The sequence below is a fragment of the Klebsiella sp. CN_Kp073 genome (assembly GCF_040065495.2).
Taxonomy (GTDB): Bacteria; Pseudomonadota; Gammaproteobacteria; order Enterobacterales; family Enterobacteriaceae; genus Klebsiella; species Klebsiella aerogenes.
On record NZ_CM198051.1, the window covers coordinates 2,563,584 to 2,576,594 of the forward strand.

At 55.7% G+C, this 13,011-nt stretch carries 11 protein-coding genes; all 11 read left to right on the forward strand.

The window, feature by feature from the left end; translation table 11 throughout:
- The first annotated feature begins 15 nt into the window (after positions 1-15).
- Genes ABLV66_RS12305 through ABLV66_RS12355 form a run of 11 tightly spaced genes read left to right on the forward strand, consistent with a single transcriptional unit; the run spans position 16 to position 12,902 of the window.
- A complete protein-coding gene (locus tag ABLV66_RS12305) occupies positions 16-999 on the forward strand; it encodes a hypothetical protein (RefSeq protein ID WP_047079159.1) in 984 nt (327 codons plus the stop codon).
- Positions 1,000-1,008: 9 nt separating this feature from the next.
- On the forward strand, positions 1,009-1,803 hold the full coding sequence (locus tag ABLV66_RS12310) for a type VI secretion system accessory protein TagJ (RefSeq protein WP_047048454.1): 795 nt from the start codon (positions 1,009-1,011) through the stop codon (positions 1,801-1,803).
- Positions 1,800-2,363 carry a type VI secretion system baseplate subunit TssE gene (tssE, locus tag ABLV66_RS12315; protein WP_213292541.1) on the forward strand — a complete coding sequence of 188 codons (564 nt, stop codon included), beginning with the start codon at positions 1,800-1,802 and terminating at the stop codon, positions 2,361-2,363. Before ABLV66_RS12310 ends, tssE begins: the two co-directional genes overlap by 4 nt.
- Before the next feature lie 2 nt (positions 2,364-2,365).
- Complete coding sequence (gene tssF, locus ABLV66_RS12320; RefSeq protein ID WP_015705451.1) at positions 2,366-4,237, forward strand: type VI secretion system baseplate subunit TssF; 1,872 nt, start codon at positions 2,366-2,368, stop codon at positions 4,235-4,237.
- Positions 4,234-5,277, forward strand: coding sequence for a type VI secretion system baseplate subunit TssG (gene tssG / locus ABLV66_RS12325; RefSeq protein WP_348876646.1), 1,044 nt, complete (start codon positions 4,234-4,236; stop codon positions 5,275-5,277). Before tssF ends, tssG begins: the two co-directional genes overlap by 4 nt.
- Before the next feature lie 49 nt (positions 5,278-5,326).
- Positions 5,327-7,939, forward strand: coding sequence for a type VI secretion system ATPase TssH (gene tssH, locus ABLV66_RS12330; protein WP_348876645.1), 2,613 nt, complete (start codon positions 5,327-5,329; stop codon positions 7,937-7,939).
- Positions 7,940-7,963: 24 nt separating this feature from the next.
- A complete protein-coding gene (locus ABLV66_RS12335; protein ID WP_348876644.1) occupies positions 7,964-9,388 on the forward strand; it encodes a serine/threonine protein kinase in 1,425 nt (474 codons plus the stop codon).
- Between the two features lie 24 nt (positions 9,389-9,412).
- Entirely contained in the window at positions 9,413-9,787 is a 375-nt protein-coding gene (locus ABLV66_RS12340) for a DUF3592 domain-containing protein (protein WP_348876643.1), read from the forward strand.
- A gap of 38 nt (positions 9,788-9,825) precedes the next feature.
- The gene (locus ABLV66_RS12345) at positions 9,826-12,084 is read left to right on the forward strand and encodes a type VI secretion system Vgr family protein (protein WP_348876642.1); all 2,259 of its coding nucleotides are present in this window, start codon (positions 9,826-9,828) and stop codon (positions 12,082-12,084) included.
- 12 nt (positions 12,085-12,096) lie between these two features.
- Positions 12,097-12,495, forward strand: a complete 399-nt coding sequence (locus ABLV66_RS12350; protein WP_045360889.1) for a hypothetical protein — start codon at positions 12,097-12,099, stop codon at positions 12,493-12,495.
- Between the two features lie 32 nt (positions 12,496-12,527).
- Entirely contained in the window at positions 12,528-12,902 is a 375-nt protein-coding gene (locus ABLV66_RS12355) for a hypothetical protein (RefSeq protein WP_021469585.1), read from the forward strand.
- Positions 12,903-13,011: the final 109 nt, after the last annotated feature.

Here is a 13,011-nt window from a genome sequence, read left to right on the forward strand (position 1 = left end):
CTAAGAAGGATTTTTATGAAACATTGGATATTGGGTGCGGCAATATTTGCCGCCACCGGCGTCGCGCAGGCGGAAAACTACCGTATCGTGCAATCGCCTTCGCAAAAACTGGATGTCTGGATCGATAACATCAAGGGCAACACCGCGCAGAACTGGTGCGCTGATGAAGTGGCGCTACGCATCGTCGCCAACGGCAATAAGAACGTCAAAATACTGGATAACTTCCTGCCGCGCGTCGGTGCCTTAATGCAGCATCAGTGTTCGCGTTTACAGCAGCTGAACTGGACGCTGGTTGACGCGAATAATGGGCATATCGCCCAGGGTAGCGCGGCGAAAAACAAAAAATGGGCGGTAAAAGTCGCGCCCGCCGAGACCGTCGCGGCGGCGGAAAAGCCCGTCGCGCCAGCCTGGCTGCCGCCGGAAGAGAAGGCGGAAAAACTGTCTCCCGCCGCCGACCGCACGCCGTGGCAGGAGTTTACGCTGCAGGGCGGCTGCCGACTGCGCACCTTCTGGCAGGAAAGCGCCGCCGCCTTATTCATTCCCGCCGTTGAATCCGGTAGTTGCGAAAAGGGCGGCTGGCTGAGCGGACGCACCGTCATCACTCAATCAGTGAACGGCGAAGAAAAGCAGAGCACCGTGACCTTCGTACATGGTTTCCCGGTCCTGGGTCTCAATGCCGCCGCTGACCCCAACAAACTTCTGATCACCGCGGTCAATAACCAACGCATGGTAGTCAGCAATGAAAACGCCCAACAAAGCTGGATGATCCTGCCCTATGTCGCCGGACAAAACGGTTGGCAGATGACCGGCACGCTGGCTATCGAAATGTCCCGCGAACTGGCCAACGATCCGTCGCGTCTACAGGCGCGGATAGAGGCGGCGCGGAGCGTCTGGTCGCCGTGGCTGGCGCCGGATATCAAACTCAACGTTGTGCTGATCGACGGCCTGCACCCGCTGCTGCGTAATCCGGCGGCCAGCGCATGGCGCGCGGCAAACTAAGGAGCGACGATGAACACGCTATATCAACAGCTGGCTGGCGAAAGCGTCGACGCGGCGCTGCAGCGCCTGGAAAGCGACATCAAAAGCCGTCCCGCCGATGCCGATTTACGTGCGGCGTTCGTCCAGTTTCTATGCCTGAGCGGTAACTGGACGCGCGCGCTGGCGCAGCTAAAAAGCTGGCTGGCGCTGAAGCCGCAGGCCCGGCCAACGGTCACCCTGCTGGAACAGAGCATTCAGGGCGAGCAGCAGCGCGATGCGGTATTTGCCGGTAGCGCACGCCCGCAGATGCCGGACAGCCAGTGGCCGTGGTTGTCTGCGCTGGCCTCCGCGCTTTGTGCTGATTCAGAAACCGCCCAGCGACAGCGGCTGGCCGCCTTTGAACAGGCGCCCCTTAATCCTGGCAATCTCAATCAGGCGGATACCCCCGCGGTCGCTTTTCACTGGTTGATGGACGGCGACGCGCGTCTGGGGCCGGTTTGTGAACTTATCGTCAATGGCCGGTATTGCTGGCTGCCGTTCGCCGCTATCGCCGAAATTCGTTTTCAGGCCCCGGCGAGCGTCACCGATCTGGTGTGGCGCCATGCGCTGGTGCGCCTGACCGATGGAAGCGAGCAGGTGTGTCAGATCCCCGCGCGTTACCCTGTCACGCCGCAGACGGAGGCGCGCTTCCAGCTGGGCCGCGCCACCGAGTGGCAGCCGCTGGACGACGAAGGCGCGCTGTATCAGGGCCACGGGCAGAAAGTGTGGCTTAACGATAACGATGAATTCCCGATTCTCTCTCTCGACGTGGTGAGTTTTGCATGAACAAAACGGTACGCGACGGTGACGCGCTGCGCAGCGGCTGGCAGGCGCGTAGCAAGCAAGAGACCATTGGCGCCCGCGATAAGATGCAGCCGTCGCTGCTCGACCGCCTGACCGATAATCAGCCGCAGAAAAAATCGGAGCCGCTTAACAGCAACCTGATCACCCACAGTACGCTGCGCCGTCACGTGCTGCGCGATCTGCAGTGGCTGTTCAATACCATCAATCATGACGATCCGCAGGCGTTGGCCGCGCTGGCGCACGTGCGCCGTTCGGTGGTTAATTTTGGCGTCGCGCCGCTGGCCGGGAAACGGATGTCGGACATTGAATGGCAGGATATTCAGCGCAAACTTACCGAGGCGATTATCAGCTTCGAACCGCGCATTCTGCCGCAGGGGCTTCAGGTCCGCTGTATTTCTGATACCCAGTCACTGGATTTACATAACGTCCTGTCGATTGAAATTAAAGGGCGTCTGTGGTGCGTACCGTATCCATTAGAGTTTTTGTTCCGTACCGATGTAGATCTCGAAAATGGCCACTTTGAATTGAAAGACGCGGGGTAACGATGGAAGGCAAACTGCTTGAATATTACAACCGCGAGCTGGCCTATCTGCGTGAGATGGGCGCTGAATTCGCCGAACGCTATCCGAAGGTTGCCGGCAGGTTGGGCATGCGCGGTATTGAGGTCGCCGATCCTTACGTTGAGCGGATGATGGAGGGTTTCGCCTTTCTGACTTCCCGCGTCCAGCTAAAAATGGACGCCGAATTCCCGCGCTTTTCACAGCGCCTGCTGGAGATGATCGCGCCCAATTATCTGGCGCCTACGCCGTCGATGGCGATAGCCGAACTGCAGCCGGACATCAATAAAGGCGATCTGAGTAAAGGTTTCGTGGTACCGCGCGGTACGATGATGGACAGCCAGGTATTGAAGAAAAACGGCGTCACCTGTAGCTACACCACCGCGCACGATGTCACGCTGTTGCCGCTGCGTATTGAGAAAGCCGAACTTGGCGGGATCCCCGCCGATGTGCCGCTGGCCGCGCTTGGGCTCAGCCAGCGCGGCGCCGTCAGCGCTTTGCGCCTGCGTATCAGCTGTGAAGGGGCTCAACATCTTGGCCATCTGACCTTTGACCGGCTGGCGTTTTTCTTAAGCGGCCCGGATATTGAGGCGCTGCGCCTGCTGGAACTGATTCTTGCCCACCAGGTCGGCGTGGTGTGCCAGACCACCGGGCGCGATCCGCTGCGTTTTTCGCTGAGCGAAGAGGCTATCCAACAAGAGGGATTCGCCGCCAATCAGGCGCTGCTACCGGAAGATCTTCGCAATTTTGACGGCTACCGGTTGCTGCACGAATACTTTGCCTTCCCGGCGCGCTTCCGCTTTATCAGTATTAACGGCCTGAGCAAGCTAATTGGGCAGTGCAAGGAAGAAAAATCCTTCGATATCATTATTCTGCTGGATAAAACCGACGATCGCCTGGAACAAGTGGTGGAAGCTAACCACTTCGCGTTGCACTGCACGCCGGTGATTAACCTGTTTCCGAAAATCGCCGCCCGCCAGTCGCTAAGCGACAGCCAGCATGAATACCATCTGGTGGTCGATAACATCCGCCCGCTGGACTACGAAATCTATTCGGTGAGTAAAATTCACGGCAGCGCCGATGGCCACCGCGACGATCGCGAGTTCCGTCCATTCTGGAGTTCATGGAGCAAGGATGCCGGAGATTACGGCGCTTATTTTTCACTGCGCCGCGAACAGCGGGTGCTTTCCGAACACGCGCTGCGTTATGGCACGCGTACCGGCTATACCGGTTCTGAGACCTTTGTCTCACTGGTCGATGAGCAGCATGCGCCGTGGCAGGAAGATCTGCGTTACATCACCGCCGAGGTGCTGTGCACCAGCCGCGACCTGCCGTTGATGCTACAACAGGAGCTGGGGCAATTTGTGCTGGCGGATTCGCTACCGGTAAAAACATTGAAAATGCGTAGCGGCCCGACGCCGCCGCGCCCGGCGCTGGCGGAAGGGCTCAGCACCTGGCGGCTGATAAGCCAGCTGCAAATGAACTATCTCAGCCTGATGGACGGTGAAAATGGCGAAGGCGCCGCGGCGCTACGCCAGTTGCTTGGGCTGTATGCCGGGCTGGCGGAGACCGCCGTGGCCCGCCAAATCGAAGGGGTACGCCACTGCGTGCTGGAGCCGGTTCATCGCCGGGTGCCGGAGCCGGGACCCATCGTCTTCGCCCGCGGTATCGGCATTACCTTAACCGTAGATGAGCGCGCTTTTTCCGGCGCCAGCCCGTGGCTGTTTGGCAGCGTACTGGAAAGGGTCTTTGCCCGGCTGGTGTCGCTCAACAGCTTTACCGAATTCACGTTATGCAGCCAGCAGCGCGGCGAAATCGGCTACTGGGCGCCGCGAATGGGTAAAAGGGCGTTGATATGAGTGAGACGATGGCTACCATTCATCGCCTGACGCCGCTGGCGGACGTTTTCTGGCGCGAGGTTACCGCCGCGCCCTGGCGCTACGATCTTTTTCATCTGCTGCGCCGCATTGACGCGCAAGGAGGCGAACGTTACCCGCTTGGACGCGCGCCGCTGCCGAAATTTGAATCGCTGCGCATCGGGCAAACGCCCTCAATGGGGTTTGCGCCCGCGACGCTGGCCAGCGCGAAAAAACGGGAAAATAGCGCGGTGCATGAGATATCGATTCTCAGCTTCGGTCTGTTCGGCCCCAATGGCCCGCTGCCGGTTCATATGACCGAATATGCCCGCGAGCGTATTCATCATCATCAGGACGACAGCCTGAGCGCTTTTGCCGATCTCTTTCACCACCGCCTGACGCTGCTGTTCTACCGCGCCTGGGCCGACGCGCAGCCAACGGTATCGTTAGACCGTGCGGATAACCGCCGCTTTGAGCGCTACCTCGCCTCACTCATCGGCATGGGCCAGCCGGGGCAACTGGAAAAGGGCGACCTGAGCCCGCATGCGCGTTTCACCCACGCAGGCCATCTCAGCCGCCACGGTCGGGATCCGGAAGGGCTGGAGAAGATCCTGCGAAATTTCTTCAAAGTCCCGGTCAACATTATCAGCAACGTGCCGCAATGGATGCCGCTGACCCCGCGAGAACAAGCGCAGCTGGGGGCGGGAAGGCGTCTGCCTCGCCTGGGCGTCTCGGCGTTTCTCGGCGTCGCGGTACGCGATGTTCAGCATAAATTCCGCCTTGAAATCGGCCCGCTTAGCGCCGCCGAATACGCCCGTTTTCTGCCGGGTGAAAACGCGGTGAACGAATTACGCGATTGGGTCCGCCAGTATCTCGGGATCGAATATGCATGGGACGTCAGGGTACTTATCCGCGGCGATGAAGTACCCGGTACGGTCCTCAGCGGCGACGGCAAACTGGGCTACAGCACCTGGCTTGGCCGCCAGCCAGTCCCCGCGCCGCGTGGCGATTTAGTGTTTAGCGTGGAGCAGAGCGACGCCTGATGTCGTCTGCTCTCTGACACCTTTATTAATGTTATCAATGGAACCGAACATGTCAGAAATCAGCCGTGCCGTACTCTTCGGCAAACTGGATACGCTGTTGTTTACCTCGCTGGAAAGCGCAACCGCCTTTTGTAAACTGCGCGGCAACCCTTACGTTGAGCTGGTGCACTGGCTGCATCAGCTGATGCAGCAGCAGGACGGCGACCTGCAACACATTATCCGCCATTTCGCCCTTGATGAGCAGGCGCTGACCCGCGATATCATCGCGGCCCTGGATGCGCTGCCGCGCGGCGCCAGCTCTGTCTCCGACCTTTCTGAGCATATCGATAGCGCCGTCGAACGCGCGTGGGTTTATGGCTCGCTGAAATATGGCGTCAACCGCATCCGCGGCGGCCATTTGTTAATAGGGCTGCTGAAAACCTGGAATCTGGCTAATGTTCTGAAAGGTATTTCGCCGCAGTTTAGCAAAATCAATGTCGATGCGTTGAGCGAGAGCTTTGAGACGCTGCTGGCCGCCAGTAAAGAGAGCCAGCAGGCGGCGGTGGAGGCGGCCAACACGGGCGCGACGGCGACGGCACAGGGTGCGTTGGCCCAGTACGGACAGAATCTGACGCAGCGGGTGCAGGAGGGCAAAATCGATCCGGTGGTCGGCCGTGATGAAGAGATCCGCCAGATGGTGGATATCCTGATGCGCCGCAGGCAGAACAACCCGCTGCTGACCGGGGAAGCTGGCGTCGGTAAAACCGCGGTGGTGGAGGGGCTGGCGCGGCGGATCGCCGCAGGCGATGTTCCGCAGCCGTTGCGTAATATTGAGCTGTGGCTGCTGGACATCGGCATGCTGCAGGCCGGTGCGGGCATGAAAGGCGAATTTGAAGCCCGTCTTCAGGCGTTAATTAACGAAGTGCAATCCAGCCCGACGCCGATCGTGCTGTTTATCGACGAGATCCACACCCTGATTGGCGCAGGCGGCCAGCAGGGCACCGGCGATGCGGCGAACCTGCTGAAACCGGCGCTGGCGCGCGGACAATTACGCACCATCGGCGCGACCACCTGGGCGGAGTACAAAAAATATATTGAAAAAGATCCGGCGCTGACCCGCCGTTTCCAGACGGTGCAAATCCACGAGCCGGATGAAGAGAAAGCGTTGCTGATGCTGCGCAGTACCGTATCGCCGCTGGAGAAACACCATCGGGTGCTGCTGCTTGATGAAGCGGTCAACGCGGCGGTGAAGCTGTCGCATCGTTATATTCCCGCGCGGCAGTTGCCGGATAAAGCGGTAGCGCTGCTGGATACCGCCTGCGCCCGCGTCGCCGTCAGCCAAAGCGCGCCGCCGCCGCAGTTGGAAGATTGCCTGCAGCGCATTGCCGCCCTGGATGTGGAACTGGAGATTGCCCAACGCGAGAACCGGGTGGCGATTGGCGATGGCCAGCGCATTGAGCAACTCAAGCAGGCGCGTCAGCAGCAGGAAACTGAACGCGATACCTTGAGTCGTCGCTGGGAGCAGGAACGCGCGTTGGTTGATGAAGTCATCGCGTTGCGCGCGCAATTGCAGGAGGCCGATGACGACGCCCAGCCAGCGCTGCGCCAGACGCTTAATGAAAAACAGCTGGCGCTAAAAACCCTGCAGGGTGAGATGCCGCTGCTGTTCGCGGCGGTAGATGAGAACGTGGTGGCGGCGGTGGTCGCTGACTGGACCGGCATTCCGCTGGGGCGGATGGTCAAAAATGAGATTGACGCCGTACTGAGCCTGGCCGACACGCTCAACCAGCGAGTGATTGGCCAACGCCACGGGCTGGATCTGATCGCCAAACGTGTGCGCACGTCACGCGCGCGGCTCGACGACCCCAATAAGCCGGTCGGCGTTTTTATGCTATGCGGTCCATCCGGCGTAGGTAAAACCGAAACCGCGCTGGCGCTGGCGGAAGCGCTGTACGGCGGCGAACAGAACGTTATCACCATCAACATGAGTGAGTTCCAGGAGGCGCATACCGTCTCGACCCTGAAGGGCGCGCCGCCGGGTTATGTGGGTTACGGCGAAGGCGGGATGCTGACTGAAGCGGTACGACGCCGCCCGTATAGCGTGGTGCTGCTGGATGAAATCGAGAAGGCGCATCCGGACGTGCACGAAATCTTCTTCCAGGTGTTTGATAAAGGCTGGATGGAAGACGGTGAAGGCCGCCATATCGATTTCCGCAACACAATCATTATCTTAACGTCCAACGTCGGTACCGAGCTGATTAGCGCCATGTGTGCCGACCCGGATCTGATGCCCGAGCCGGAAGCGCTGAGCGGCGCGCTGCGTCAGCCGCTGTTACAGGTCTTCCCGCCAGCGCTGCTCGGCCGCCTGCTGGTGGTGCCGTACTATCCGCTGAGCGATGCGATGCTGGGGCAAATCGTGCGCCTGCAGCTGGCGCGTATTCAGCGCCGTCTGCATGACAATCACAACATTGTCTGCGAGATTGACGACAGCGTCGTCGAGCAGGTGGTTCAGCGTTGTACCGAAGTGGAATCCGGCGGGCGTATGGTCGATGCGATTCTGACCAACACGCTGCTGCCGCAGATGAGCCAAATTCTGTTAACCGCCAACCGTAACGATGAGCAGTTTACGCAACTGCGCATCAGCTATGCGCAAGGCGAGTTTCATTGTCAGTTTGCCGCGTAACACCATCAGAAAGTGAGTCTTAAGATGACGGATCACGAAAACAATCGGACTGTCCTGAACGCGCTGCCGGTCGGGTATCGTTTTAACGAATTTGAAATAAAGGAAGTGATTGGCGGCGGCGGTTTCGGCATTGTGTATCGCGCCTGGGACCATCAGTTGGAACGTACCATCGCGATTAAAGAGTTTATGCCTTCGTCGCTGGCGGTACGTAACGAAGATATGACCCTGGTACTGCGTAGCGAGCGCTTTAGCAAAGCGTTCTCCGCTGGATTAAACAGCTTTATCCAGGAGGCGCGGCTGCTGGCGCGCTTTAATCATCCCAACTTGCTGCACGTGCTGCGCTTTTGGGTTCAGAACGACACCGCCTATATGGGCACGCTGTTTTATAGCGGCACCACCTTGAGCCGCCTGCGCGAACAGCAGCCAAACCTCATCGATGAGGCATGGATCCGCCGGATGCTGCCGATGCTATTCGGCGCCATTAAAACCATTCACGACGCCGGCTATTTGCATCGTGATATCTCACCGGAAAATATCCAGATCCAGGATAACGGCCTGCCGGTGCTACTTGATTTCGGTTCGGCGCGCCGGACCATCGGTAATCTGTCCGACGAAACCGAAACCATGCTGCGCCCGGGGTATGCGCCTATCGAGCAGTATACCGACGATAATGACAGCGAACAGGGCGCCTGGACCGATATTTATGCCGTCGGCGCGGTGCTGCATACGCTGATCGTGGGTTCACCGCCGCCGGTGAGCGTGGTGCGGAGTATTCAGGACAACTATCAGCCGCTGGCGGAACTGAAGCCGGCAGGTTACTCGCTGCCGCTGCTACAGGCGGTGGATAAAGCTCTGGCGCTGCGGGTGGAGGATCGTCCCCAGTCAATTAACGCGTTTGCCGAGCTGATTGAAATGCCGGTGTCCAGTATCGATGACGTCTTGTCGGTCAAAAAAACCGGCACCATGCTGGCGCTGGTCGAAGAGGAAGAACAGGCGCCGGCCGCGACAGACTGGCGGCGCTATAAGGTTCCGGGGATGGTCGCCGCAGGCGTACTGGTCGGCATTTTTGCCGGCAGTATGCTGTTCAGCGGCGGCGGCAGCGAGGCGCAACCATCACAGAGCGCCAGCACCCAGCCGCCAGCGGCGGTTACGCCGCCGGTAACAACGCAGACCGCTAACGCGCAGCCCGCTCCGCCCGTTGCCGTTAAAGAGAGTAAACCTGCCGCCGCCGCGGCGCCTGTTGCTCAGGTTTACGTGCGCATGCGGGAAGGGGAAAAGCTCAAACTCAATGGCGAACCTCATAATACGCAACCGGCCACGAACGGCTTCGCCTCGCTGAAGCTGGCGCCGGGGCATTATGAAATTACCCTGCAGGGTAATGGACAAACCCGCGAGCAGACGCTGGAGATCGCCAAACCGGGAACCTGGCTTATTAATCCATCGAGCTGATAAGCCAAAACTGACGAGTGGAAGATGAGTATTTTTACTAACGTAATCGTTCTGGCCGTGGTCCTACTGTTTATTTATATTTTTGCGTCATTGCTGATTCGCGATGCGAAAAATAAAAAAATCAAAGCGGCTATCCACAATGATGGCGTTGCGGTGTCTGGCACCATCACAAATGTGAAAAGCCGCTCTGGCGGTAATTCCGGGTTTATTAATATTAGCGTCGATTTTAATTACGTTAACGAAAAAGGTGAATTGCTGACCGGTCAGCGGGATATCGTTATTGATATTACGCGTATCCAAAACTTTCAACCGGGAAAGCCGATTCCGTTACGCTACTTGCGCCTTGACCCGCAACAGGTGCTGGTCGATCTGCCGAACCCATTGTTAACGCGCAGCTAGCGCTGCACAAACTGTATCCCCCTGAATGGAATAATATTATGTCTAACAGGATCACCGTTCAGCTCCCCGTTGAGGGGCTGCTTTTCTGGAAACTCAGCGGACATGAAGCCATGTCGGAAATGTTCGAGCTCAGCTTAACGCTGCTTGGCAGCGATGCGCGTCTGGATCGCAGCAAGCTGCTTGGCCAGCCGGTCACCGTGACCATTCCGACGCAAAACGCGCTGAGTTCGCGTTATTTCAACGGTAAAATTACCCGCGTGGCGGTGAGCGCCGTTGAACTGAGCGGTATCCGCTACGCCGCTTACCAACTGATGGTTGAACCCGACTTATGGCCGATGAAACGCGACCGCAACCTGCGTATATTTCAGGGGCAGACGGTACCGCAGATCATCAATACGTTGCTGAGCGAATATCAGGTCAACGTTGAGGATAAGCTGAACGGCAGTTACCGCGTCTGGGATTACTGCGTCCAGTATCAGGAAAGTAGTTTCGCCTTTATCAGCCGCCTGATGGAGCTGGAGGGGATTGCCTACCATTTCCGCCACGAGGCAGGTAAACATACGATGGTTCTGACCGATTCAGCTACCCAGCATCAACCGGTAAGCGGCTATGAAACCATTCCCTACCACCAGACGGCATCGGGCGGTATTACCACTGAAGAGGGGATCGGCCAGTGGGCGCTGGAAGATAGCGTGACGCCGGGGATTTACAGTCTCGATGACTATGATTTCCGTAAACCTAACGCCTGGCTGTTTCAGGCGCGGCAGAACCCGGCATCGCCCTCGCCGGGCAGTATCGACGTGTACGACTGGCCGGGGCGGTTTGTCGATCACGGACACGGTGAATTCTACGCCCGTATCCGCCAGGAGCGCTGGCAGGTAGAACATCAGCAGATCCAGGCGTCCGCCACCGCGGTAGGCATCGCTCCCGGCGCAACGTTTACCCTAATCAATGCGCCATTCTTTAGCGATAACGGCGAATATTTGACGACCGCCGCAGATTACTTGTTTGAAGAGAACAGCTACGCCAGCGGCGGCAATAGCGACATCTCGCACCAAATCCATTTTAGAGTGATCCCCTCTTCGGTAGTCTATCGCCCGGCGCAGGTAACCGACTGGCCGCGCACCTATGGCCCGCAGACGGCGAAAGTTGTCGGGCCTGAAGGGGAAAGCATCTGGACCGACAGGTATGGCCGCATCAAAGTGAAGTTTCACTGGGACCGCCACGCCAAAGGCGATGACACCAGCTCCTGCTGGGTTCGCGTGTCGAGCGCCTGGGCAGGCCAGGGCTTTGGCGGCGTGCAAATTCCCCGCGTCGGCGATGAAGTGGTCATTGATTTTATCAACGGCGATCCTGACCGCCCGATCGTCACCGGACGTGTGTATAATGAAGCCAGCATGCCGCCATGGGATCTCCCCGGCGACGCCACCCGGATGGGCTTTATGACGCGGAGTAAGGATGGGAATATTGATAACAGCAGTTTCTTGTTCTTCGAAGATAATCCGGGCAATGAATCCGTCGAGATGCATTCAGAGAAAGATATGAAGATCTCGGTAGAGAATGATAAACATGTAACTATTGATGGTTGCCGTACTACCACAATAGGAAAAGAGCAAAGTGATACTGTCGTTGGTGATTCATCCTTTCATTATCAGAAGAAAAGAACAACTAAGGTAGAAGATCTAGAGCTGCAAGAATATAATAATGGTGAAGAAACTATAATTAAAAACGGTCGAAAAACAGATATACAAAATGGAGGTGACATCCGAAAAATTAAAGGTGATCGCGAGCTAACTCTGGATGGGAATAACAATGAGGAAGTTCTCGCCAATGAAACCATTCATATCAATGGGAAAAAAGAAACGACAATTGGTAACGGAGATGTATTCACTATAAAATCTGGAGGGCAAAAACAAAATATTCAGGGGAAAGTTAATGTAGATATAGATGGCGCCTGGATGCAAACCGTTACAGGAAAAGTGAAGATTGAATCACCAGAAGAAATAGTAATAAAAAGCAAAACAAAAGTTTTTATTGACTCTCCCGTTTTTGAACATAACGATGTAGAAAAGAAAAGCTTTGCCCAAAATGCAATGGATTTCATCGGCCAATATGTTACAATTTCAACAGGAAGTGTCGCCTTTAAGGGTGTTAGCTATGCAGCAACAGGAATAAATATTTCACATCAAGGAATGACATTTGGTCGTACCGTTATCAATGCTCAACGAGTCGAAGGGGCTCGGGTTGACAGCGGCAGTCTAAGAACCGCATTATTTGCACTTCATATGTTAATGTAGTCAGAGGATTATATGTCTATCTCTTGGGTTATAAATGCAGTATTGACGTTTTTAATTATTTTTGTGTGTTTTTATTTCGCAAATAGAATAGTGAAAAATTCACAACAGAGAGAGCACAGTATAATGGAACAGGGAGATGATGTTTATGTTACAATTTTATCAATGAAGCAAAGCGGAGTTTTCATAAACAACAATCCTGTAGTAACAATGGACTTGAGGGTGGCAAATGCTGCTGATAACAAAACATGGCTACTCGAAAAACATGATGAAACCATACAATTAATAGCTCTTGATGCTTACCAGGTTGGTTCTATTTATAGAGCTAAACTAGATAGTAAAACTAAATCCATTGTTTTTGTTACAGACCCTTCCAATGGGAAACCTTTGGCAATTTCTAATGTGCCTCGTTAGAAACGACGCGTTTTAACATGCCAGGTGCAGGTATGAATTTTCTTTCTGAACACTCAGGCCCTATTGCGTTAGGTGTAATGTTGATATTCATCTTCATCTGTCTCAGAGGATTAAAGGGACAGAAGGAAGATTTTAGTGAAATAAGAAATTGGGTTGCAAGAGACAACTGGAACGGCGAATTAGCAACAGGGAAATTAAAAGAATGGAAACAAACATCAACTACCAATAATTTTGACCATTTCTATATTTTTACTATCGAGTCTAATTTGAGTGGTGAAGCTCAAACATATAAAGCAGCAACTGTGTTAAAGACCTCTGAAGTCATTAAATTAAAAAAGGATATGCCTGTAATGTTCAAATACCAGGGAGTACCCCCAAAAAAAACAGCAGTCATGAGCGTAGGCTAATACTAGTCGATGCACGACATATAATTGCTGCTTTACCCTTTGATAGGGAACATGGCATAGAAACGGCCTCCAAATGCTGCGTTTCCTTTCCATTGGTTTTAGCTGGTAA

What these genes read in the sequence shown, in the direction of transcription:
- ABLV66_RS12305 (WP_047079159.1), top strand. Translation starts at nt 16, where the DNA reads ATGAAACATTGGATATTGGGTGCGGCAATATTTGCCGCCACCGGCGTC.
- ABLV66_RS12310 (WP_047048454.1), top strand. Translation starts at nt 1,009, where the DNA reads ATGAACACGCTATATCAACAGCTGGCTGGCGAAAGCGTCGACGCGGCG.
- tssE (WP_213292541.1), top strand. Translation starts at nt 1,800, where the DNA reads ATGAACAAAACGGTACGCGACGGTGACGCGCTGCGCAGCGGCTGGCAG.
- tssF (WP_015705451.1), top strand. Translation starts at nt 2,366, where the DNA reads ATGGAAGGCAAACTGCTTGAATATTACAACCGCGAGCTGGCCTATCTG.
- tssG (WP_348876646.1), top strand. Translation starts at nt 4,234, where the DNA reads ATGAGTGAGACGATGGCTACCATTCATCGCCTGACGCCGCTGGCGGAC.
- tssH (WP_348876645.1), top strand. Translation starts at nt 5,327, where the DNA reads ATGTCAGAAATCAGCCGTGCCGTACTCTTCGGCAAACTGGATACGCTG.
- ABLV66_RS12335 (WP_348876644.1), top strand. Translation starts at nt 7,964, where the DNA reads ATGACGGATCACGAAAACAATCGGACTGTCCTGAACGCGCTGCCGGTC.
- ABLV66_RS12340 (WP_348876643.1), top strand. Translation starts at nt 9,413, where the DNA reads ATGAGTATTTTTACTAACGTAATCGTTCTGGCCGTGGTCCTACTGTTT.
- ABLV66_RS12345 (WP_348876642.1), top strand. Translation starts at nt 9,826, where the DNA reads ATGTCTAACAGGATCACCGTTCAGCTCCCCGTTGAGGGGCTGCTTTTC.
- ABLV66_RS12350 (WP_045360889.1), top strand. Translation starts at nt 12,097, where the DNA reads ATGTCTATCTCTTGGGTTATAAATGCAGTATTGACGTTTTTAATTATT.
- ABLV66_RS12355 (WP_021469585.1), top strand. Translation starts at nt 12,528, where the DNA reads ATGAATTTTCTTTCTGAACACTCAGGCCCTATTGCGTTAGGTGTAATG.